The following is a 20,963-nucleotide window of genomic DNA, read 5'->3' on the forward strand; positions in this document are numbered from 1 at the left end:
AGTCCAACCCTACCCACGATCACCATACTACCAACTTCGCCGCGGGGTGGAGCAGCCCGGTAGCTCGTCAGGCTCATAACCTGAAGGTCACAGGTTCAAATCCTGTCCCCGCACCCAAGATTCGGAACGACCTCCTTCGGGAGGTCGTTTTCGTTTGTGCGCAGCGCTGGCTCGCCTGAATCCTCAAGCGGAAATGGCGCGCACCTTTCGATGCGCGCCGCGTAAGTCTTCCGGAGTATTCGCCAAACTATGGCCAGCCAGCCTTGGCTAGATCGCGACCTCCAAGGCCGCTTCCGTCTTGGCCGTGACCTCGTCGACCGTGACGCCCGGCGCCAGCTCGATGAGGCGCACAGGCGTCTTGCCACGATTGATCTCAAAGACGCCCAGTTCAGTGATCAGCAGATCGACCACGCCGGCGCCAGTGATCGGCAGCGAGCAGCGGGTCAGCAGCTTGGGGGCGCCCGATTTCTCGCAGTGGTCCATGACCACGACCACCCGCTTCACGCCGGCGACGAGGTCCATGGCCCCGCCCATGCCCTTGACCATCTTGCCAGGCACCATCCAGTTGGCCAGGTCGCCGTTCTGGGCCACCTGCATGCCGCCCAGGATGGAAAGAGCGATGTGGCCGCCGCGGATCATCGCGAAGCTGTCGGCCGACGAGAAGTACGAGCTGGACTCCAGCTCGGTGATCGTCTGCTTGCCGGCGTTGATCAGGTCGGCGTCCTCTTCACCCTCATAGGGGAAAGGTCCCATGCCCAGCATACCGTTCTCGCTCTGCAGCGTTACGCTCATGCCCTCGGGGATGTGGTTAGCCACCAGGGTCGGGATGCCGATCCCGAGGTTTACATAGAAGCCGTCGCGCAGTTCCTTGGCCGCGCGGGCGGCGACGTCGTCACGGGTCCAGGCCATTAGACACCTTCCTTCTGGCGGGTGGTAACCCGCTCGATGCGCTTTTCGAACTTCGCCCCTTTCAGCAACCGATCGACATAGATGCCGGGGGTGTGGATGTTATCCTTGTCGAGCGCGCCGACGGCGACGATTTCCTCGACCTCGACGACGCAGGCCTTGCCGGCCGTGGCCATCATCGGATTGAAGTTTCGAGCCGTTTTTCGGTAGATCAGATTGCCCTCGGCGTCGGCCTTCCAGGCCTTGACGATCGACAGGTCGGCGACCAGACCGCGCTCCATCACATAGAGCTCGCCGTCGAAGTCACGGACTTCCTTGCCCTCGGCGACCAGGGTTCCGACACCGGTCTTGGTGAAGAAGGCCGGAATGCCCGCGCCGCCGGCGCGAATGCGTTCAGCGAGGGTACCTTGCGGATTGAACTCCAGTTCCAACTCGCCGCTGAGGTAGAGCTGTTCGAACAGCTTGTTCTCCCCCACATAGGACGAAATCATCTTCTTGATCTGGCGGTTCTCCAGCAGGATTCCCAGACCAAAGCCATCGACGCCGCAATTGTTGGAGACGACCGTGAGGTCCTTGACCCCCGTCTCGCGGATCGCCGCGATAAGGTTTTCCGGAATGCCGCAGAGGCCAAAGCCTCCGGCCATGATGGTCATGCCGTCGAAGAGCAGCCCCGAAAGGGCCTCGACCGCGTCTTTCTGCACCTTGTCGACCATGGATCCTCCGTCACCAGCCTTTGGCCTGCCGATATTTGGCGAAGGGTCTCGCCCGGCGGCCACTGAAATTCAAGCCTTGATGAATAAAATTCCGACGCCCGGAGGCGCCCCTTGAGCCCTGACGCTACCACTGGCCCCCGGGCCGCCGCCACCTCTGGCGTGCTGCTGGTCCTGGCGCATCCCGCGCTTGAACGCTCTCGCGCCAATCGCGCCCTGGCCAAGGCCGCCAAGGGTCTGTCCGGCGTCACCTTTCGCGACCTGTACGAGACCTATCCGGACTTCGCGATCGATATCGAGACCGAGCAGGCGGCCCTGGTGGCGCATGACGTCATCGCCCTGCAGTTCCCGCTCTACTGGTATTCGACCCCGGCGCTGATGAAGGAGTGGCTGGATCTGGTGTGGCTGCACGGCTTCGCCTATGGCCACGACGGGACGGCCTTGCAAGGCAAGCGCCTGTTCGTCGCCTGCACCACCGGGGCCAGCGCCAAGGCCTATCACGCGCACGGCTATAACCGCTTTTCGATGGACGACTTCCTGCGGCCGCTGGAGCAGACGGCCCACCTGTGCGGCATGGCCTGGGAGACGCCCTTCGTCGTGCATGGCGCGGCGGTAAAGGACGACGGGGCGCTGAAAACCGAAGCCGAGCGCTATAAGGCGCGGATCGCCTCGCTGCTGCCTGCCCCCGCCGCCTCGAGCAAGACGGAGGTCTGAGCATGCAATCCTTCCTCACCCAGACTCTGTTCTATCTCGGCGCGGCAGTGATCTCGGTGCCGATAGCCAAGCGGCTCGGCCTGGGCTCGGTGCTCGGCTATCTGATCGCCGGCGTCGTTATCGGACCGCACGCCCTGTCGCTGATCGGCGCCCAGGCCGACGTGATGCAGTTCGCCGAGTTCGGCGTGGTCATCCTGCTGTTCTTGATCGGGCTGGAGGTCCAACCCTCCACCCTGTGGGACATGCGCAAGGCGATCTTCGGCCTGGGCGGCGCCCAGGTGGTCGGTACGGCGTTGAGCGTGGCGGGCGTATCCATGCTGCTGGGCCTGCCGTGGCAGACGGCGCTGGCGGTCGGTCTGGTGCTGGCTATGTCGTCGACGGCCATCGTACTCCAGACTCTCGACGAAAAGGGACTACGGCAGGGCCCCGTGGGCCGGGCGGCCTTCGGGGTGTTGCTGCTGCAGGATCTGGCGGTCATTCCGATGTTCGCCTTGCTGCCCCTGTTGGCCACCATTGCGCCGCCGACCCACGGCGCCGACGCCGGCCACGGCGTCAGCCTGATGGCCCACCTGCCGATCTGGGCCCAGGGCCTGTCGGTGTTCGCCGCCGTCGGCGCCGTGGTCGGTGGCGGGCGCTATCTGGTACGGCCGCTGTTCCGGTTCATCGCCAAGGCGCGGCTGCGCGAAATCTTCACCGCCTCCGCCCTGCTGATCGTGGTCGGGGTCGCCAGCCTGATGCAGATGGTCGGGCTGTCGCCGGCGCTCGGGGCCTTTCTGGCCGGGGTGGTGCTGGCCGAGAGCGAGTTCCGGCGTGAGCTGGAAACCGACATCGAGCCCTTCCGGGGGCTTTTGCTGGGTCTGTTCTTCATCACCGTGGGCGCGGGCGTCGACCTGCCGCTGATCGCCGGCCAGCCCCTCACCCTGATCGGACTGGTTCTGGGCCTGATGGCGCTGAAGTTCTTGGTCATGCTGGGCCTGGCCCGGCTGTTCGGCGCGCCCCTGCGCGGGGCGGCCGCGGTGGCCACGGCCCTGGCCCAGGGCGGCGAGTTCGCCTTCGTCCTGCTGACCTTTACCGTGGGCGCGGGTGTAATCGGCGAGACGCTGGCGGCGCTGCTGACTGCGGCCGTTGCGGTTTCCATGGCCCTGACGCCACTGGCCATGATCATCTATGAGCGGGTCGCCGCGGCCATGGACGCCGCCATCGCCGACGTCACGCCCGAGACCGGCGACTTCGAGGACGGCGAGCCCGACATCATCATCGCCCGCCTGCTGACCGCCAACGGCTTTCGCTCAACGGTTCTGGACAGCGATATCGAGCAGATCGACCTGCTGCGCCGCTTCGGACGGCGGGTGCACTATGGCGACGCCACGCGGATGGACCTGCTACGCGCCGCCGGCATCGAGCGGGCCCGCATGCTGATCGTGGCCCTGGACGATCGGGAGAAGACCGTTGAACTGGTCGAGACGGCCCGCAAGGCCTTCCCCGATCTGGTGATCCTAGCCCGGGCCTGGGACCGCCGCCACGCCTATGACCTGCTGGCCAACGGGGCCGACGCGGTGGAGCGCGAGACCTTCGAGTCGGCGCTGGCTCTGGGCCAGACAGCCTTGCTGAAGCTGGGCTTCCGCGCCCACCTCGCTCATCGGGCCGCGTCGTTCTTCCGCCGGCACGACCGGCGAACCTTCGAGGACCTGCGCCCGATGTGGGGCCAGGAAGAGGCCTATATCCTGGCCTCGCGCGACGCCGCCAAGACCATGGACCGTCTGCTGGCCGCCGACCTGTCGCGTATGCGGCCAGGCGACGCCGGCGGGGCGTGGGATACGGCGAGCCTGGAGCAGGAGCTTCGGGAGCGGGCGGAACGGGAAGGGGCGGAGTAGGCGGCAGGAGATCCTCCCCGCTAGGAGAGGTGAGCGAAGGTCGGAGGGGGGAAGGCCGCCATGGGTCGGCAGGACTTCCCCCTCCGTCGGCTTCGCCGACACCTCCCCCGCTAGGGGGAGGATTTAGGGCCGGCCCTACTGCGTGATCGGACGCAGAACGATCTCGACCCGGCGGTTCTGGCTGCGGCCTTCCGCCGTGCCATTGTCGGCGACCGGCTGACGCTCGCCCATGCCGGCCACGAAGATCCGGTCAGGCAGAACACGGCCAGGGCCGGTCATATAGCCGGCGACCGAGCTGGCGCGGCGCTCCGACAGGGTTTGATTGTAGGCGTCGGGGCCGCTGGAGTCGGCATGGCCGACCACGTCGATGGTGGTCTGCGGATAGGCGTTCAGGGTGCGGGCCACGTCATCCAGCACGCGGGTGAACTGCGGCTGCACGTCGGACTGGTCGACGGCGAAGGTCACGTCGCTGGGCATGACCAGAATGATCTGGTCGCCGTTGCGGCGGATCATGACGCCCGAGCCTTCCAGGCTGCGGCGGAAGTCGGCCTGCTGGCGGTCCATGTAATTGCCGACCGCGCCGCCGGCCAGGGCGCCGATGCCCGCGCCGATCAGGGCGTTCTTGCGGCCCTGTTCGCCCGAATTGGTGTTGGTCAGATAGCCCAGCACCGCGCCGACGCCAGCGCCGCTCAGGGCGCCCGTGCCGGTGTTGTTGCGAACCGGCATGCCGGTATAGGGGTCGGTGGTGGTGCAGGCGGTCAGGGCGGCGGCGCCCATGAGCAACGCTACAAGTGCGGTCTTTTTCATCATGGCCATCGTCTTCCGTGTTTTTTCTGTGCGTGCAGTCACGCTTGATCGTCGAGAGGGCAAACGCCCGGCTCATGGTCAAGTTCCATCATCGACATGACACGGCGATGAACGGGTCTTCGCTCGAGCGTGTTCCCGGTGTAGTAAGTCGCGACTTACTAGTTCCAGACAGACTTTCCGAAGGCTAAGCCCCCGTGTCCACGTCCGCGATCGAACCGGTCTCTTTCACGCTCTATCACAAGGACTTCTCCGGCTTCGCCCAGGCGCTTGGCGCCTCGTTCGAGCGCTATGGCTTCGCGGTGCTGTCGGAATACGACCTGGATCAGGCCCGCATCGACGCTGCCATCTCCGACACCAAGGCCTTCTTCGCCCTGCCCGTCGATATCAAGAAGCAATATGCCGGGATCAAGGGCGGCGCACGCGGCTACATCCCATTCGGCGTCGAGACCGCCAAGGGCGCCGCCCATTACGACCTGAAGGAATTCTGGCACATGGGCCGCGACCTGCCGCCCGGCCACCGCTTCCGCGCCACCATGGCCGACAATGTTTGGCCAGCCGAGATCCCTGCCTTCAAGCATGATGTCAGCTGGCTCTACAACGCGCTCGACCGCGTGGGCGGCAAGGTGCTGGAGGCGATCGCCACCTACCTTAAGCTTGAACGAAGTTTTTTCGCGCCGACCATCGAGAACGGCAACAGCGTGCTGCGCCTGCTGCACTATCCGCCGATCCCGCTGGACGTCGCCGGCGTGCGGGCCGGGGCCCACGGCGACATCAACACCATCACCCTCCTGATTGGGGCCGAAGAGGGCGGGCTGGAGGTTCTGGACCGTGATGGCCGGTGGCTGCCGATCAACCCGCCTCCCGGCTGCCTGGTGGTCAATATCGGCGACATGCTGGAGCGCCTGACCAACCACGTCCTGCCCTCGACCCAGCACCGGGTTGTCAATCCGCCGCCGGAACGTAGCGGCGTGGCGCGCTATTCGACGCCGTTCTTCCTGCACTTTGCGTCAGACTACGAGATCAAGACCTTGCCGGCCTGCGTCACGGCCGAGAATCCCGACCGCTATCCGCAATCGATCACCGCCGACGAGTTCCTGCAGCAGCGCCTGCGCGAGATCAAGCTGGCTTGAGATCTCCCTCTTCCTCTGGGGAGAGGACTCCAGCCTGCTACTTGGCGATGCGCAGGTTCTGGATCGAGCCGGCGATGGCGTCGAATACGGCCGAAAGCTGAGCTGAGTTGGTGACGTCGTAATACTTGTCCGCCGCCGAGGCGCAGCCCTGCAGGACGACCTTGGAGTGGGCTGAAACACCCACGCCGATGCTGTAGATGATGACGCCCTTGGCCTTGGCGTTTGTACAGGTCTTGGTCTGCCGACTGTCCATGGCGTCCCGTCGGTTTGTCGCTGTCGCGCCGATGCCCAAGCTCATATTGGAAGCGTTCTTAAGCCGCCCTTGCCACACATAGCCATACCCACTGTAGGTGGAGTCGTTGGGGTTGTTGGTCTCGCTCATCACATTGTCGCCGTCCGTGAGCAGAACTATGATCTTGCTGACGTTCTTGGTTCCGTAGGCCGAGCCGTCGGCGAACGGGGCGTTGGGCGAAATCATGTGCCAGCCCCAGATCGTGCCCATGGCGACGTTGGTGTTTCCGGTGGCGACCATGTCGTCAAGCTTGTCCTTGACCGTGGTCGCGCCTGCGCTGGTGCGGACATTGGTCATCCGCAGCACGCTGGTGATGCCACAGCCGGCGTTGGGGCCGTATTTCGTGTCGTTCTTGGCCTCGCTGATGACTTTTGACTTGTTTCCGGAGGCGTATTTGGCGACTTCGCCCTGACGCGTGAACCAGTCGTTCGAATTGGACTTATCGTCGGTGATCCAGTTGTTGTAGATCTCGCCACCGCTCCTAGTGCGGGCGTCGCGATATTTCGATCCGGACGACGGGTAGTTGACTGTGTTGTCGTCCGGCTCGTCGGGCGCGAAGAACGGCACGAACATCGAGGCCGGCGTGGTGTCGCTCGGCGCGGTGTCGGTGATATCGTAGGGGTCTGGACGGCTCTCGATGCAGCCGGCCCAGCTCGTCGCCGTCTGGGTGTGCATGGTGAAGCGGTTCTGCGAGGTCGCGAAGATATCCGCTCCATAGGTCGAGGGCAGCGTCGGCTTAATCCAGCTCTCCGATGAATAGTCCGATCCGACATTCACGGTCATCGAGAACGGCGCCACCGCGATCTTCACCGCATCGGTTTCAGACGCGCGGGCGGCGGCGGCGTAGAGAGTGTCCACCAGGTCTTTGGACGAGGTGATCAGGGCGTCGATCTTCTTGCCGCCCGATCCGAGGGTCTCGCCCATGGACCCTGTGTTATCCAGCACCAGAACGACTTCCAGCTTGTTGACCGAGCGCACCACTTCCGAGGTCGCGGTGACCAGCGGGTCGGTCTTGGTCCACAGGTTGGAGATGATCGGCTTGATGGTGACCGAAGCCTTGCCGATCACTTTGTTGCCCGTGCCGGCGATGAAGGTGGAATTGGCGCTGGTCATGCCCAGGCCGGCCAGTTCCGCGGCGAAGGCCGCGTCGCCCGCGGTGTCGAGCGCCGCGTCGGTGGTCGCTGTTGAGCGGGCGGTCATCAGGGTGGCGGCGTCGAGGGCGTCCTGCAGCTGGCGGCGCTGGATGCTGATGCGGTTCATGTCCAGCAGACCGAAAGCCAGGATGGTGATCGGCAGGGCCAGGACGGCGAATTGCACAGCCACCGCGCCGCGATTGTCGTCGCGCAGGCGTTGTATGAGGCGGCGTTGAGCGGTCATGACGGAGTCCGGGCGATTTTGAGCCCTCACCCTGCCAAAGGAGGGTGAACAAGCCCCCAACGAGCATGGTGAAGACGTCCCCGGCGCCTTGCGGCGCTTCGACAATCCCACTCGCCGGGCGTCTCGCGCGGCGTTAAACAGCGCCCATGCCGTTCACCGCCACCGTCATGACCATGTTCCCCGAGGCTTTTCCCGGCCCTCTCGGCGTCTCGATGATCGGGACCGCCTGGAAGGAGCAGGACCTGTGGCGATTGGAAACACTGGACATTCGGCCCTTTTCCAAGGATAAGCGCGGCTTCCTCGACGACACCCCTGCGGGTGGCGGCGCGGGAGCGGTACTCAAAGCGGACGTCATCGCCGCCGCGCTGGACAGCGTGGAGGTCGGTGGGCGGCCGCTTTTGTACATGAGCGCCCGGGGTCGACCCCTGACCCAGGCGCGTGTTCGGCAATGGAGCGAGGCGCCCGGGATCATCGTCCTGTGTGGCCGTTTCGAGGGGGTGGACCAACGGGTGCTCGACGCCCGGGGGTTCCAGGAGGTCTCGGTCGGAGACGCGGTGCTCGCCGGTGGCGAGGCGGCGGCGATGGTCGTGATCGAGGCGTGCGTTCGACTTGCCCCGGGTGTTCTGGGGAACATCGAGAGCACGCTGGAAGAAAGCTTCGAGGACGGTCTCCTCGAGCATCCGCAATATACGAGACCGCGGACGTTCGAAGGGCTGGATATCCCCGAGGTGCTGCTATCAGGCGACCACAAGCGGGTGGCCCAGTGGCGGAACAGTATGCGTGAAGAGACGACACGCGAGCGGCGGCCCGATCTTTGGGAAGCGCATCTCGCCAATCAACAGGCAAAAGGCGGCCCGAAAACGGGTAAGCCCAAAGGAGACTGAGACATGGCTATCAACATCATCAAGCAACTCGAGCAGGAAGAATCTGCGCGTCTGCTGGCCGTCCGGGCGATCCCCGACTTCCAGGCCGGCGACACCCTGCGCGTCAACGTGAAGATCAAGGAAGGCGAACGCGAACGCGTTCAGGCCTACGAGGGCGTCTGCATCGCCCGCGCCGGCGCCGGCATCCATGAGAGCTTCACGGTCCGCAAGATATCGTTCGGCGAAGGCGTGGAGCGTCTGTTCCCGCTGCTCTCGCCGAACATCGAAAGCATCGAAGTCAAGCGTCGCGGCGTCGTCCGTCGCGCCAAGCTGTACTACCTGCGCGATCGTCGCGGCAAGTCGGCCCGGATCGCCGAGCGCCAGACCGTCCGCAAGGAAAAGGGCGCCGCCGAATAGGCGTATCGCTCGAAGATTTGAACGAGGCCCCGGTGGAAACGCCGGGGCCTTTTTCTTTGCGGAATTTTCTTTGACGCTCTCGACCAATCCGGGCGAGATCGCCCTTTAGTGCGTTCGCACACTTCTTGACAGCCGAGCGTTGCGGGAGGACCTTTGCCTCACCCCCGCCGCTCAGCGACGGGCTTTTAGACCGCTCCCTCTCAGGGGGTGGCCCGATTCAGCTGGCGTTCCACGTCACTGGACTCAAAGCGATACGAGGGCGCGCCGCAAACGCGCGCCCTCAGTCTTGGCGCCCCCTATTCCGGCGACGAAGCCACATCCGGCAAGAAATTGTCGCGCGACCGGCCCGGGACTGGATTTCGGCGCACGATCCGCCCTATATCCCCGCCATGTCCGGCAAAACCCTTTATGACAAGATCTGGGACGCCCACGTCGTCAGCGAAGCCGATGGCGAGGCGATCCTTTATATCGACCTGCACCTGATCCACGAGGTCACGACCCCGCAGGCCTTCGCCGGCCTTCGCGCGGCTGGTCGCAAGGTGCGCCGTCCCGACCGCACCCTGGCGGTGGCCGACCACAATATCCCGACCGAAGGCCAGGCCTTGGGCGTCGACGCCGTGGCCGACGAAGAGGCGCGGCTGCAGCTGCAGACCCTGGCCCGCAATGTCGCCGACAACGGCATCCAGTTCTTCCCGATGGGCGATATCCGCAACGGCATCGTCCACGTGGTGGGTCCCGAGCAGGGCCGCACCCAGCCGGGCATGACCATCGTCTGCGGCGACAGCCACACCTCGACCCACGGCGCCTTCGGGGCCCTGGCTCACGGCATCGGCACCTCCGAGGTCGAGCACGTCCTGGCCACCCAGACCCTGCGCCAGAAGAAGTCGAAGAACATGCTGGTCCGCGTCGACGGGCAGCTGGGTCCCGGCGTCACCGGCAAGGACGTCGCCCTGGCCGTGATCGGCGAGATCGGCACCGCCGGCGGCACCGGCTATGTCATCGAGTTCGCCGGCGAGGTCATCTCGGCCCTGTCGATGGAAGGCCGCATGACCCTGTGCAACCTGACCATCGAGGGCGGCGCAAAGGCTGGCCTGATCGCGCCCGACGACAAAACCTTCGCCTATATCCAGGGCAAGCCCGCCGCCCCCAAGGGCGCGGCCTGGGAGATGGCCCGCAGCCACTGGAAGAGCTTCTTCACCGATCCGGACGCCGTCTTCGACCGCACCGTGACCATCGACGGCTCGGCGCTGGTTCCGATGGTGACCTGGGGCACATCCCCCGAGGACGTCATCCCGGTGACCGGCACTGTTCCCGATCCGGAAAGCTTCGCCACCCCCGACAAGCGCGCCGCCGCTCGCCGGGCTCTGGACTATATGGGGTTGAGCGCCGGCCAGCCGATCAGCGAGGCCCGCATCGACCGCGTCTTCATCGGCTCGTGCACCAACAGCCGGATCGAGGACATGCGCGCCGCCGCCGCCGTGGTGCAGGAAGCCTTCCTGCACGGTCGCCTGGTCGCCGACCACGTCACCGCCATGGTCGTGCCGGGCTCGGGCCTTGTGAAGGAACAGGCCGAAGAGGAAGGCCTGGACGCCATCTTCAAGGCCGCAGGCTTCGACTGGCGGGAACCCGGCTGCTCGATGTGCCTGGCCATGAACCCCGACAAGCTGCAGCCGGGCGAACGCTGCGCCTCGACCAGCAACCGCAATTTCGAAGGCCGCCAGGGCCGCGCCGGCCGCACCCATTTGGTCTCCCCCGCCATGGCGGCTGCGGCGGCCATCGCCGGGCATCTGGTGGATGTGCGAACCTTCCTGGAGGAGACCGTCTGATGCGCGCGGTTTGCCTCGCCATCGTCGCCCTGTTAGGCGCGACAGGTCCCGCCTTGGCCGCTGATCAGGGCGTTCACGAGATGCCGCTCGACATTCCGACTCCGTCCCGCGTCGAGCAGACCGTGCGTCATACCAAGGCCAAGACGCTCAATGGCAAGACCGAGAGCGCCTGGGTGGAGACCCGCTCGCTGGCGACCATCGGTTTCGACGAGAAGGCCGAGACTTACAAGGTCACACTGAAGGTGCTCGACCGGACGGCGTCGACCCCCGAGATCCTGCCCATACTGTCTGCAACCCTGCCCGCCGAGATCTCGTATCTGGCCGACGAGAGCCTGCGCCCGATCAAGCTGATCGACGCCGAGGCCACGAAGGCTCGATTGATCGCCTTCGCCCAGAGCGTGTCGCCGCAAATGGGCGCCATGGCCGAGAAGACGTTCGCGACGATGTCGGCGGAGGGCGCCGCCAACCTGATGCTCAAGGAACAGAGCTACCTGTCCATCGGCTACAATCTGGGCCTCAAGGTCGGCGAGCCGCAGACCTATGACGGCGAGCAGGCCAGCCCCCTTGGCAGTGGCAGCGTGAAGCTGAAGGGTTCTGTCGTCCTGGACAGCTATGACGACAAGGCTGGGCGGGCGCTGGTGACCTGGAAAGAATTCATCGACCCTGAATCGGCCATGGTGCTGGGCGTCCAGACGGTCAAGCAGATGACGGGCAAGGACGTCTCGGCCGAGTTGGTCAGGCCCGGCCCGGAGGTGGCCAAGGTGGAGGCGACCAAGGGCTGTCGCTTCGAGATCGACACCCGTAACGGTTTCATCCGCAAGGCCGACTGCTATCAATCCGTCGTGACGCCGGAGCCCGCCGGCTCCGCAACCCATGAACGCTGGGCTATCACCCAGACCCTAACGAACTAGGAGACGCTGTCATGCAGGCCTTCACCCGCCTCGACGGCCGCGCCGTTCCGCTGTCGCTGGCCAATATCGACACCGACCAGATCATTCCCAAGCAGTTCCTCAAGACCGTGGAGCGCGAGGGTCTGGCCAAGGGCCTGTTCTATGACTTCCGCTTCGACGGCGAGGGCAATCCGATCAGCGACTTCGTGCTCAATCGGCCAGAGTACAAGGGCGCCAGCGTGATGATCGCCGGCGACAATTTCGGCTGCGGCTCCTCGCGCGAGCACGCTCCGTGGGCCCTGATGGATTTTGGGATCATGTGCGTGATCTCGACCAGCTTTGCCGACATCTTCAACAACAACTGCTTCAACAACGGCCTGCTGCCGGTGGTGCTGGCGCCCGACGAGATCGCCGTCCTGATGGACGAGGCGCTCGGCGGCAACCACATGGTCAGCATCGACCTGGAAGCCCAGACGGTGATCTCGCCCTCAGGCCAGACCTTCCATTTCGACATCGACCCGATCCGCAAGGACAAGATGCTGCGCGGCCTGGACTTCATCGGCGAGACGCTGATGCACGGCGGCGATATCGACCTGTTCGAGAGCAAACGGGCGATTGGCCAACCGTGGCTGGAGCTGTGAGCGCATTGCGTCCTTCGAGGCCCGCTGCGCCGGCGCCTCAGGATGAGGTGTGTCTTGCTGATATCCTCATCCTGAGGTGCGAAGCGAAGCTGAGCCTCGAAGGACGCACGGCGTTGCAGCCGGGAGACCCCTACCCATGACCATCATCCTGGCCGGCGCCGTCCGCCTGCCGCCCGAGCGCCTGGCCGATCTGCGGCCGCATCTGCGGGCCCAGGTCGAGAACAGCCGCGCCGAGCCGGGCTGCCTGGACTACGCCTTGACCGAAGACCCGCTCGATCCGGGCCTGATCCGGGTCTATGAGCATTTCGTCGACGAAGCGGCCCTGGCCTTCCACCGCGCCAGCCCGCACATGGCCGCGTGGCGCGCCTGCTGGCCCGGGCTGGGCATGGGCGAGCGCCGCATGTCCTCGTTCGACGTTTCCGCCTACCGCGAAATCTAGGAAGCCTTCCGATGTCCACGCTTCTCCTGCTGCCCGGCGACGGGATCGGTCCCGAGGTTTGCGGGGAGGTGCGCCGCGTGGCGGCCGCGCTCACGCCGGACCTCGTGGTCGAGGAGGCCATCTATGGCGGCGCCAGCTATGACGCCCACGGCACGCCGCTGACCGACGAGGTCAAGGGCCGCGCCCTGGCCAGCGACGCGGTGCTGATGGGCGCCGTCGGCGGCCCGCAATGGGCGAGCGCCCCGCGCCACCTGCGCCCGGAAGCCGGCCTGCTGGGCCTGCGCAAAGCCATGGACGTGTTCGCCAACCTGCGTCCGGCCTACTGTTTCGAAGCCTTGGCCGACGCCTCCAGCCTGAAGCGCGATTTGGTCTCGGGTTTGGACATCATGTTCGTCCGTGAGCTGACGGGCGGCGTCTATTTCGGCGAACCGCGCGGCATCGAGGACCTCGGTAACGGTCAGAAGCGCGGCGTCGACACCCAGGTCTATACGACCGCCGAGATCGAACGCGTCGCCCGCGTCGCCTTCGAGCTGGCTCGGGGCCGCACCAACCGCGTCGCCTCGGCCGAGAAATCCAACGTTATGGAGTCGGGCCTGCTGTGGAAACAGGTCGTCACCGAGTTGCACGCCCGCGAATATGCCGACGTCCAGCTGGAGCACATCCTGGCCGACAACTGCGCCATGCAGCTGGTCCGCGCGCCCAAGCAGTTCGACGTCATCGTCACCGACAACCTGTTCGGCGACATCCTGTCGGACGCTGCGGCCATGCTGACCGGCTCGCTGGGCATGCTGCCCTCAGCGGCGCTGGGCGCGCCCGGCAAGCCTGGCCTGTACGAGCCGATCCACGGCTCAGCCCCCGACATCGCCGGCAAGGGCGTCGCCAATCCGCTGGCCGCCATCCTGTCTTTCGAGATGGCCCTGCGCTGGTCGCTGGGTCAGGCCGAGACCGCCGACAAGCTGCTGGCGGCGGTCAAGGCGGCGCTGGACGGCGGGGCGCGGACCCGGGATCTGGGCGGTTCGCTGTCGACGGTGGAAATGGGCGACGCGGTGCTGAAGAGGCTCTGAGCAATCCTCCCCTTGGAGCATTTTCCGATAAGTGTGAAACGGTTATCGGATCGAAAAATGCTCTAAACTTCTGATTTAGAGCCCTTTTCGCCCGACCCTGAAGAAGCCATCAGGTCGGAAAGGGCTCTAGTGGGGGAGGCGGACGAAGGCCGGAGGGGGAAGTCGGCAATGACTGGGCCGTCATTTCCCCTCCGTCGCCCACGGCGACACCTCCCCCGGTAGGGGGAGGATCTTTGATCCCCTTCCCCAACACCCGTTTCACGCCCTAGGCTGACCCCAACAACAAAAGGGAGCGCCGCGTATGTTACCGGGCCTGATGCAGACCACGCCGCTGATGATCAGCGGCATCCTGACCTACGCAGCCCAGGCCCACGGCGCGCGCGAGATCGTCTCCAAGCTGATCGACGAGCCGGTCTGGCGCTACAACTATTCCGGGCTTGGGCGGCGATCGGCCCAGTTGGCTCACGCGCTGGTGCGCCTGGGCGTCAAGGCCGGCGACCGGGTCACCTCCCTGGCCTGGAACACCCACCGGCACCTGGAGCTGTTCTACGCTGTGCCCGGGATCGGCGCCGTGCTGCACACCGCCAATCCGCGCCTGTTCGATGAGCAGATCATCTACACGATCAACCACGCGGAAAGCGGCGTGCTGTTGTTCGACCGCAACTTCCTGGCCCTGGTCGAGCGGATCGCGCCGCAACTGACCACGGTGAAGACCTTTGTCATGCTGTCGGACGAAGAGCGGACGATCCCCGGAGCGATTGGCGCCATCTCCTACGAAACCCTGATCGCCGGCGAGGCGGGAACCTATGGATGGGAGAGCTTCGACGAAAACGCCGGGGCTTTCCTTTGCTACACGTCGGGCACCACGGGCGATCCCAAGGGGGTGCTGTATTCGCATCGGGCGGTGGTGCTGCACGCCATGGCCGGGGGCCTGAACAGCGCCTTTGGCTTCACCGCCTTCGACGTGGTGATGCCCTGTTCCAGCCTCTTCCACGCTACCGCCTGGGGCCTGCCGTTCAGCGCGCCGATCTGCGGGACCAAGCTTGTCCTGCCCGCCGACAAGATGGACGGCGCGAGCCTGCACGCCCTGATCGAGGGCGAAGGCGTCACCTTCACCGGCGGCGTGCCGACCATCTGGACGATGTATCTGGACTGGCTGGAAAAGAACGGCGAAAGCCCGACCAAGCTGAAACGCGTGGTGATCGGTGGCAGCGCCGTGCCGCGCGCCATGGCCGAGAGCTTCAAGCGCCTCTACGGCGTCAGCGTCCTGCAGATCTGGGGCATGACCGAGACCTGTCCCATCGGGGTGGTGGCCACACCGACGCCCGCCCTCGCCGCCCTGGGCGAAGAGGCCATGGACGAGGCGATCTGGACCCGTCAGGGCCGGCTGCAGTTTGGCATCGAGCTGAAGGTCGAGGCCAATGACGGTTCAGATGCGCCCCGCGACGGCGAGACCTCCGGCGCGCTCAAGGTGCGCGGCCCATGGGTCGTTCGCCGCTATTTCCGCCAGGACGGCGACGCCGCCCAGGACGACGGCTGGTTCGACACCGGCGACATCGCCACCCTCGACGAGCATGGCTTCATGCGCATCACCGACCGCCAGAAGGACGTCATCAAGTCGGGCGGTGAATGGATCAGCTCCATCGACCTGGAGAACGTCGCGGTCGGCTGTCCAGGCGTGAAGATCGCCGCCGTGATTGGCGTGCCGCATCTCAAGTGGGAGGAGCGACCGTTGTTGGTGATCGAGACCCATGAGGGCTCGGCGGTGACCAAGGCGCAGGTGCTGGAATACCTGGCCCCGCGCATCGTCAAATGGTGGACGCCCGACGACGTGGTCTTCGCGTCAGTGCCCCTGACCGCGACAGGCAAGATCGACAAGAAAGTGCTGCGGCAGGCGTGGCAGGAGCACTTGATCGGCTAAATCATCCCCCTGCGGGGGAGGTCTCGGCGCAGCCGTCGGTGGGGGGAGTTTGCCGAGGTGGGTCTGCTCCCCCCACCGGCGCCTTCGCGCCTCCTCCCCCACAGGGGGAGGGTCTAAGGTTAGGCCAGCATACGAACCTTCGGCTCGCGATCCCAGAAGCGCAGCGCGGCGGCGGCGATGAAGTCATCGCCGAGACCCACTAAGCCCTCGTCAGGCTCCACCCCGGCCTTGTCGAGCAGCGGCTTTGCCGCGTCGGTGGCGCCGATGGCCTTCAGGTGACCAAAGGCGTCCATCACGAACTGGACGGCGGCGGCTTCCTTGAGCAGGGCCGCGCAGCCGGTGTCGGACAGCACCAGGGCGATGGCGTCCACCGTCACCGACGGTGTGCCGGCCAGTTGGCCGTCAGCCGGAATCAAGGTCCCGTCCGCGCCCTTGGCCCCGCCGATCTTCGGCGCGATGACCTTGGCCACAGCGCCGGCTTTCGCGATTGCCGCCTTCAGGGCATCGACCGCCTTGGCGTCAGAGCCGTCGGCGATCAGGATACCGATAACGTGACCCTTGATGTCGCTCGGGGCGCGCGGGCCGTTGACGATGCGCAGAGCAGGCGACAGGTCCAGATCCAGGACCGGAGCCGCCGTCTTCGACGCCTTGGGCACGGGCATGTTCAGGCCGTCGCCAACCCGTGCGGCCAGTTCCGGATCGACATTCACCAGGTTGGACATCATGCGTGTCCGCACCGCTTCGATGCCGACCTTCGACAACTCGAACACCAGGGCCGAGGCCAGGTGAGCCTGCTCGGCCGGATCGAGCGACCGGAAGAACAGCCGGGCCTGGCTGTAGTGGTCGGCGAAGCTTTCGGGGCGAATCCGCAGCTTGTCGCCCTGCTCGTTGGCCGCTTCAGCCGATGGGAAGGTCGTGAAGCCGGTCATCGGGCATTCGCGCGGCCCGCCGATTTCACCGGCCGTTTCAGACAGGCTGTTAGGCTCGTAATTGGCGCGGCCTTTGGGGATGGCCATCTGCATCTGGCCGTCGCGCTGGAAGTTCATCACCGGGCACTTGGGCGCATTGATCGGCAGCTGGTGGAAGTTGGCTGTACCCAGGCGGCTTTTCTGGGTGTCGAGATAAGAGAACAGCCGGCCCTGCAGCAGCGGGTCATTGGTGAAGTCGATGCCGGGGGGCACATTGGCCGGGCAGAAGGCGACCTGCTCGGTCTCGGCGAAGAAGTTATCGGGATAGCGGTCCAGCACCATCCGGCCGACGATGCGGATCGGCAGCACCTCCTCGGGGATGATCTTGGTCGGGTCCAGCACGTCGAAGGGCAGGCTGTCGGCGAAGGCCTGGTCGAAGGTCTGCAGGCCCAGTTCCCATTCGGGGAAGTCGCCGCGCTGGATGGCTTCGAACAGGTCGCGACGGTGGAAGTCGGGATCGGCGCCGGCGAGCTTGACTGCTTCGTCCCAGACCGTCGAGGCGACGCCCTGCTTGGGCTTCCAGTGGAACTTGACGAAGGTCGACTTGCCGGCGGCGTTAACCATCCGGAAGGTATGGACGCCGAAGCCTTCGATGGTGCGCAGGGAGCGCGGAATGGTCCGGTCGCTCATCGCCCACATGATCATGTGGGTCGATTCCGGCATCAGGCTGATGAAGTCCCAGAAGGTGTCATGGGCGCTGGCCGCCTGAGGATAGCCGCGGTCGGCTTCCATCTTCACGGCGTGAACGAGGTCGGGAAACTTGATGGCGTCCTGGATAAAGAACACTGGGATGTTGTTGCCGACGAGGTCCCAATTGCCTTCCTTGGTGTAGAATTTCACTGCGAAACCGCGCACGTCGCGGGGCGTATCGACGCTGCCCGCGCCGCCGGCCACGGTGGAGAACCGCGTGAACACTGGCGTCTTTTCGCCGGCCCGCTGGAAGATGTCGGCCTTGGTCAGGTCCGACAGCGATTCAAAGAGCTCGAAGAAGCCGTGGGCGGCCGAGCCGCGGGCGTGGACGATGCGCTCGGGAATGCGCTCGTGGTCGAAGTGGAAGATCTTTTCGCGAAGGACGAAGTCCTCCAGCAGCACTGGGCCGCGCTCGCCGCTCTTCAGCTGGTTCTGATTGTCCGAGACGCGGATGCCCTGATTGGTGGTCAGGTGGCCTTCGCCGTCGTGCGGACCCGTTTCGGGAACCTGCTGGTGGGTCTCGCCACCATTGCCGATCTTGGCCGTGAATTCGCTCGCCATGTCCGTCAATCCTCTGCGCCCGGGGGTGATGGCCAAACCGATGATAGAGTTTATGGTTCCTGCGCTAGAGCTTCAGGCGCCAGGCCTCCGAGATCAGGTTTTCTCCGAACCCGTCATAAGGCCAGGCCTTTTCCAGCACGAAGCCGGCGCGCTCATGGAGGCGACGGGCGCCCAGAAGATTGCTTTGGGTCCGGAGCACGATCTGGCTGTAGCCGGCCGTTCTGGCGAACTCGATACAGGCGCCGACCAGCGCCTCGCCCACCCCCAGACCCCGCGCGCCGGGCTCAACCAGAAGCACGCGCAGACGGGCGGTGGTCTCGTCTTCCCTGACCAGCATTACCGAACCAACGGGCTGGCCGTCGTGCTCGGAGATCCAGCAGGCCTCGCGGGCCGGGTCGAACGTCTTGAGGAAGTCGGAGACGACGCCCGCCACCATCCCCTCGAACCGCGCGTCCCAGCACTGCTCGGCGGCGTAGAGCGCGCCGTGCCGCTGGACAGTCCAGCCGAAGTCGCCGGGGCGGGGCGCACGCAGCTTCATGTCTCGAGCAAGGCCTTCAGGGCGGCCAGATCCTGGGCCACCATGTCGGCGTCGCGCTCGAAGCGGACGAAAGCGTAGACTTCCGCCGCCGGACGATCGATCCCGATGCTGATCGGACGGGCCTGCGAGGCGGTGCTCATGAGGCGCAGTTGAGCCCCGGATCACCGCCTCGCGCAAGATCAGCGCTCGCTGTCGAGATGGGCCATCATGGCCGGGGCATAGCGTTCGCCCGCGGCGGCGTCCTTTGGCACCGCCGCTTCGATGGCGGCGAGGTCGGCAGGAGTGAGGGAGACCTTCAGCGCACCCAGCGCCTCGGTCAGGCGGTCGCGGCGGCGGGCGCCGATCAGCGGGACGATGTCGGGCCCCCGCGAGGCCACCCAGGCGATGGCGGTCTGGGCCGTGGTGGCGCCCTTGGCCTCGGCGACCGCGCGCAGGGCCTCGACCAGCGCCAGGTTGGCGTCGAGGTTCTCGCCCTGAAAGCGCGGGCTCATGGCGCGGAAGTCACGGCTGCCCGCAGCGCTGTCCTTGGTCCAGTGGCCGCTGATCAGGCCGCGCGACAGGACGCCATAGGCGGTGATCCCGATGCCCAGCTCGCGACAGGTCGGCAGGATCTCGGCTTCGATACCGCGCGAGATCAGCGAATACTCGATCTGCAGATCGACGATGGGCGCCACCTTGGCGGCTCGGCGGATGGTCGCGGCGCCGACCTCGGACAGGCCGATATGGCGGACATAGCCGGCCTGGACCATCTCGGCGATGGCGCCGATGCTGTCCTCGATGGGCACGTCGGGGTCCAGGCGCGAGGGGCGGTAGATGTCGATGTAGTCGACCCCCAGGCGCTTGAGGCTGTAGGCTATAAAGTTTTTCAGGGCGGCGGGACGGCTGTCATAGCCGAGGAAGCCGCCGGCCGGATCGCGCAGGGCGCCGGTCTTGACGCTGAGCACCAGATCCTCGCGCCGGTGGCGCTTCAGGGCCTCGCCGATCAGCATCTCGTTGTGGCCCATGCCGTAGAAGTCGCCGGTGTCGATCAGGGTCATGCCCTGCTCCACGGCGGCGTCGAAGGTAGCCAGGCTCTCGGCCCGGTCGCTGGGGCCGTACATGTCGGACATGCCCATGCAGCCAAGGCCGAAGGTGGAAACGACGGGGCCGGTCTTGCCGAGTTGATGCGTCTTCATGGGGTGTCTCCGGGGTGTGGAGAGCCTTATGCGCCCGAAAATTCCGTGCGATAATCCGACGAAGTTTGCACAACCTGTTCGGATTTTCGCACAATGCATCAAGCCGACTTCGCCGATCTCGACGCCTTCACCGCCGTGGCCCACGCCAGGGGCTTTCGCGGCGCGGCCAGTGTGCGCAACGTCTCTGCCTCGTCGCTGAGCGAGGCCGTGCGGCGGCTGGAGGCGCGATTGGGCGTGCGCTTGCTGAACCGCACCACCCGCAGCGTGACGCCGACCGAAGCCGGCCAGAAGCTGCTGGACCGCCTGACCCCCGCCTTGGCCGACGTCGCCCTGGCCCTGGACGAAGTCAACGCCTTTCGCGACAGCCCGACCGGGACCTTGCGCCTCAACGTCCCCAGCGTGGTGGCGCGGGTGACCCTGCCGGCCATGCTGCCGAGGTTCATGGCCCTGCATCCAGGAATCACCGTGGAGGTCACCGCTGAGGACACCTTCATCGACGTCCTGGCCGCCGGCTTCGATGCGGGCGTCCGCTATGACGAGCGGATGGAGAAGGACATGATCGCTGTGCCGCTGGCGGGTCCACAGCGGTTCGTGGTCGTCGGCGCCCCCGCCTATTTCGCGGTCCATGGACGGCCGGGCCATCCGCGCGAGGTGCTCGACCACGCCTGTATCCGCCACCGCTTCGCCAGCGGCGTCACCCACCCCTGGGAGTTCGAGAAGGCCGGCGAGGTCATCCGCATCAGTCCCACCGGCCCGCTGATCTCGACCAGCATCGACCTTGAACTGCGCGCCTGCTTGGCTGGCGTGGGCCTGATCGCCACGTTCGAGGAGTTCGTCGCCGAGGATCTGGCCGCTGGCCGGCTGGAAAGCGTGCTGGGCGACTGGCTGCCGCCATTCACCGGCCCCTTGCTCTACTATCCCAGCCGCCGCCACATGCCGGCGCCGCTGCGGGCGTTCGTCGATTTCGTGAAGGGCGAGCGCGCGGCGGGGAACTGGTGAAAAATTGCCGCACCCGGGGGGTTCTGTAGGCGTCCATAGAAACCCTTGCCTTGCCTATCGACCCCTCGGGGCGTAACGGGTCGCCACCCTTCATGATCGAAGGGCTCAAAGCGTGACAGCCGAAAGTGGATGCCGGTTTCGGCGCCCGTCACGCTTTAAAC

At 65.8% G+C, this 20,963-nt stretch carries 20 protein-coding genes and 1 tRNA gene; 13 read left to right on the forward strand and 8 right to left on the reverse strand.

All coding sequences use genetic code 11. The features are described 5' to 3' along the window. Positions 1 to 40 precede the first annotated feature (40 nt). A tRNA-Met gene (locus tag ACP69S_RS17290) sits at positions 41 to 117 on the forward strand. A 150-nt stretch (positions 118 to 267) separates the two neighbouring features. On the opposite strand, the gene ACP69S_RS17295 is transcribed toward ACP69S_RS17290, so the two are convergent. Both ACP69S_RS17295 and ACP69S_RS17300 read right to left on the reverse strand, forming a co-directional pair. Beyond that, positions 268 to 909, reverse strand: coding sequence for a 3-oxoacid CoA-transferase subunit B (locus ACP69S_RS17295; RefSeq protein ID WP_425999336.1), 642 nt, complete (start codon positions 907 to 909; stop codon positions 268 to 270). After that, a complete protein-coding gene (locus ACP69S_RS17300) occupies positions 909 to 1,619 on the reverse strand; it encodes a CoA transferase subunit A (protein ID WP_425999338.1) in 711 nt (236 codons plus the stop codon). Before ACP69S_RS17300 ends, ACP69S_RS17295 begins: the two co-directional genes overlap by 1 nt. A 111-nt stretch (positions 1,620 to 1,730) precedes the next feature. On the opposite strand from ACP69S_RS17300, the gene ACP69S_RS17305 reads away from it, so the two are divergent. Then, complete coding sequence (locus ACP69S_RS17305; protein ID WP_425999340.1) at positions 1,731 to 2,330, forward strand: NAD(P)H-dependent oxidoreductase; 600 nt, start codon at positions 1,731 to 1,733, stop codon at positions 2,328 to 2,330. 2 nt (positions 2,331 to 2,332) lie between these two features. Further along, positions 2,333 to 4,204, forward strand: a complete 1,872-nt coding sequence (locus ACP69S_RS17310) for a monovalent cation:proton antiporter-2 (CPA2) family protein (RefSeq protein ID WP_425999342.1) — start codon at positions 2,333 to 2,335, stop codon at positions 4,202 to 4,204. Between the two features lie 135 nt (positions 4,205 to 4,339). Here the strand turns inward: ACP69S_RS17310 and ACP69S_RS17315 are convergent, their stop codons facing one another. Further along, on the reverse strand, positions 4,340 to 5,014 hold the full coding sequence (locus tag ACP69S_RS17315; protein WP_425999344.1) for an OmpA family protein: 675 nt from the start codon (positions 5,012 to 5,014) through the stop codon (positions 4,340 to 4,342). 191 nt (positions 5,015 to 5,205) lie between these two features. Here ACP69S_RS17315 and ACP69S_RS17320 point away from each other — a divergent pair, with 191 nt between their 5' ends. Beyond that, a complete protein-coding gene (locus ACP69S_RS17320) occupies positions 5,206 to 6,141 on the forward strand; it encodes an isopenicillin N synthase family dioxygenase (RefSeq protein WP_425999345.1) in 936 nt (311 codons plus the stop codon). Between the two features lie 37 nt (positions 6,142 to 6,178). On the opposite strand, the gene ACP69S_RS17325 is transcribed toward ACP69S_RS17320, so the two are convergent. Beyond that, positions 6,179 to 7,810, reverse strand: coding sequence for a pilus assembly protein (locus tag ACP69S_RS17325; protein ID WP_425999347.1), 1,632 nt, complete (start codon positions 7,808 to 7,810; stop codon positions 6,179 to 6,181). A 146-nt stretch (positions 7,811 to 7,956) separates the two neighbouring features. Between ACP69S_RS17325 and trmD the strand changes: the two genes are divergently transcribed. The 8 genes from trmD (at position 7,957) to ACP69S_RS17365 (ending at position 15,871) form a co-directional block, all read left to right on the forward strand. After that, a complete protein-coding gene (gene trmD / locus ACP69S_RS17330) occupies positions 7,957 to 8,694 on the forward strand; it encodes a tRNA (guanosine(37)-N1)-methyltransferase TrmD (protein WP_425999349.1) in 738 nt (245 codons plus the stop codon). 3 nt (positions 8,695 to 8,697) lie between these two features. Continuing rightward, on the forward strand, positions 8,698 to 9,090 hold the full coding sequence (rplS, locus tag ACP69S_RS17335) for a 50S ribosomal protein L19 (protein WP_425999351.1): 393 nt from the start codon (positions 8,698 to 8,700) through the stop codon (positions 9,088 to 9,090). A gap of 389 nt (positions 9,091 to 9,479) precedes the next feature. Next, on the forward strand, positions 9,480 to 10,916 hold the full coding sequence (gene leuC, locus ACP69S_RS17340) for a 3-isopropylmalate dehydratase large subunit (RefSeq protein ID WP_425999353.1): 1,437 nt from the start codon (positions 9,480 to 9,482) through the stop codon (positions 10,914 to 10,916). Continuing rightward, the gene (locus ACP69S_RS17345; protein ID WP_425999355.1) at positions 10,916 to 11,827 is read left to right on the forward strand and encodes a hypothetical protein; all 912 of its coding nucleotides are present in this window, start codon (positions 10,916 to 10,918) and stop codon (positions 11,825 to 11,827) included. Before leuC ends, ACP69S_RS17345 begins: the two co-directional genes overlap by 1 nt. Before the next feature lie 11 nt (positions 11,828 to 11,838). After that, on the forward strand, positions 11,839 to 12,447 hold the full coding sequence (gene leuD / locus ACP69S_RS17350) for a 3-isopropylmalate dehydratase small subunit (protein WP_425999356.1): 609 nt from the start codon (positions 11,839 to 11,841) through the stop codon (positions 12,445 to 12,447). Positions 12,448 to 12,583: 136 nt separating this feature from the next. After that, a complete protein-coding gene (locus ACP69S_RS17355) occupies positions 12,584 to 12,886 on the forward strand; it encodes a putative quinol monooxygenase (RefSeq protein ID WP_425999358.1) in 303 nt (100 codons plus the stop codon). 11 nt (positions 12,887 to 12,897) lie between these two features. Further along, positions 12,898 to 13,950, forward strand: coding sequence for a 3-isopropylmalate dehydrogenase (gene leuB, locus ACP69S_RS17360; protein WP_425999360.1), 1,053 nt, complete (start codon positions 12,898 to 12,900; stop codon positions 13,948 to 13,950). Between the two features lie 301 nt (positions 13,951 to 14,251). Then, the gene (locus ACP69S_RS17365; protein WP_425999362.1) at positions 14,252 to 15,871 is read left to right on the forward strand and encodes a long-chain fatty acid--CoA ligase; all 1,620 of its coding nucleotides are present in this window, start codon (positions 14,252 to 14,254) and stop codon (positions 15,869 to 15,871) included. A 119-nt stretch (positions 15,872 to 15,990) separates the two neighbouring features. Here ACP69S_RS17365 and ACP69S_RS17370 read toward each other — a convergent pair whose 3' ends face one another. The 4 genes from ACP69S_RS17370 to ACP69S_RS17385 form a co-directional block, all read right to left on the reverse strand. Then, entirely contained in the window at positions 15,991 to 18,090 is a 2,100-nt protein-coding gene (locus ACP69S_RS17370; protein WP_425999364.1) for a catalase, read from the reverse strand. A 64-nt stretch (positions 18,091 to 18,154) separates the two neighbouring features. Continuing rightward, positions 18,155 to 18,628, reverse strand: a complete 474-nt coding sequence (locus tag ACP69S_RS17375) for a GNAT family N-acetyltransferase (protein WP_425999366.1) — start codon at positions 18,626 to 18,628, stop codon at positions 18,155 to 18,157. Next, complete coding sequence (locus tag ACP69S_RS17380) at positions 18,625 to 18,768, reverse strand: hypothetical protein (protein ID WP_425999367.1); 144 nt, start codon at positions 18,766 to 18,768, stop codon at positions 18,625 to 18,627. Before ACP69S_RS17380 ends, ACP69S_RS17375 begins: the two co-directional genes overlap by 4 nt. 39 nt (positions 18,769 to 18,807) lie before the next feature. After that, entirely contained in the window at positions 18,808 to 19,803 is a 996-nt protein-coding gene (locus ACP69S_RS17385; RefSeq protein WP_425999369.1) for an aldo/keto reductase, read from the reverse strand. 93 nt (positions 19,804 to 19,896) lie between these two features. On the opposite strand from ACP69S_RS17385, the gene ACP69S_RS17390 reads away from it, so the two are divergent. Then, the gene (locus tag ACP69S_RS17390) at positions 19,897 to 20,802 is read left to right on the forward strand and encodes a LysR family transcriptional regulator (RefSeq protein ID WP_425999371.1); all 906 of its coding nucleotides are present in this window, start codon (positions 19,897 to 19,899) and stop codon (positions 20,800 to 20,802) included. Positions 20,803 to 20,963 lie beyond the last annotated feature (161 nt).

Source organism: Caulobacter sp. DWR1-3-2b1 (genome assembly GCF_049895765.1).
Lineage (GTDB): Bacteria > Pseudomonadota > Alphaproteobacteria > Caulobacterales > Caulobacteraceae > Caulobacter.

What these genes read in the sequence shown, in the direction of transcription:
- rplS (WP_425999351.1), top strand. Translation starts at nt 8,698, where the DNA reads ATGGCTATCAACATCATCAAGCAACTCGAGCAGGAAGAATCTGCGCGT.
- leuC (WP_425999353.1), top strand. Translation starts at nt 9,480, where the DNA reads ATGTCCGGCAAAACCCTTTATGACAAGATCTGGGACGCCCACGTCGTC.
- ACP69S_RS17315 (WP_425999344.1), bottom strand. Translation starts at nt 5,014, where the DNA reads ATGATGAAAAAGACCGCACTTGTAGCGTTGCTCATGGGCGCCGCCGCC.
- ACP69S_RS17300 (WP_425999338.1), bottom strand. Translation starts at nt 1,619, where the DNA reads ATGGTCGACAAGGTGCAGAAAGACGCGGTCGAGGCCCTTTCGGGGCTG.
- ACP69S_RS17385 (WP_425999369.1), bottom strand. Translation starts at nt 19,803, where the DNA reads ATGAAGACGCATCAACTCGGCAAGACCGGCCCCGTCGTTTCCACCTTC.
- ACP69S_RS17355 (WP_425999358.1), top strand. Translation starts at nt 12,584, where the DNA reads ATGACCATCATCCTGGCCGGCGCCGTCCGCCTGCCGCCCGAGCGCCTG.
- ACP69S_RS17365 (WP_425999362.1), top strand. Translation starts at nt 14,252, where the DNA reads ATGTTACCGGGCCTGATGCAGACCACGCCGCTGATGATCAGCGGCATC.
- ACP69S_RS17390 (WP_425999371.1), top strand. Translation starts at nt 19,897, where the DNA reads ATGCATCAAGCCGACTTCGCCGATCTCGACGCCTTCACCGCCGTGGCC.
- leuB (WP_425999360.1), top strand. Translation starts at nt 12,898, where the DNA reads ATGTCCACGCTTCTCCTGCTGCCCGGCGACGGGATCGGTCCCGAGGTT.
- ACP69S_RS17345 (WP_425999355.1), top strand. Translation starts at nt 10,916, where the DNA reads ATGCGCGCGGTTTGCCTCGCCATCGTCGCCCTGTTAGGCGCGACAGGT.
- trmD (WP_425999349.1), top strand. Translation starts at nt 7,957, where the DNA reads ATGCCGTTCACCGCCACCGTCATGACCATGTTCCCCGAGGCTTTTCCC.
- ACP69S_RS17310 (WP_425999342.1), top strand. Translation starts at nt 2,333, where the DNA reads ATGCAATCCTTCCTCACCCAGACTCTGTTCTATCTCGGCGCGGCAGTG.
- ACP69S_RS17295 (WP_425999336.1), bottom strand. Translation starts at nt 909, where the DNA reads ATGGCCTGGACCCGTGACGACGTCGCCGCCCGCGCGGCCAAGGAACTG.
- ACP69S_RS17380 (WP_425999367.1), bottom strand. Translation starts at nt 18,768, where the DNA reads ATGAGCACCGCCTCGCAGGCCCGTCCGATCAGCATCGGGATCGATCGT.
- ACP69S_RS17370 (WP_425999364.1), bottom strand. Translation starts at nt 18,090, where the DNA reads ATGGCGAGCGAATTCACGGCCAAGATCGGCAATGGTGGCGAGACCCAC.
- ACP69S_RS17325 (WP_425999347.1), bottom strand. Translation starts at nt 7,810, where the DNA reads ATGACCGCTCAACGCCGCCTCATACAACGCCTGCGCGACGACAATCGC.
- ACP69S_RS17375 (WP_425999366.1), bottom strand. Translation starts at nt 18,628, where the DNA reads ATGAAGCTGCGTGCGCCCCGCCCCGGCGACTTCGGCTGGACTGTCCAG.
- leuD (WP_425999356.1), top strand. Translation starts at nt 11,839, where the DNA reads ATGCAGGCCTTCACCCGCCTCGACGGCCGCGCCGTTCCGCTGTCGCTG.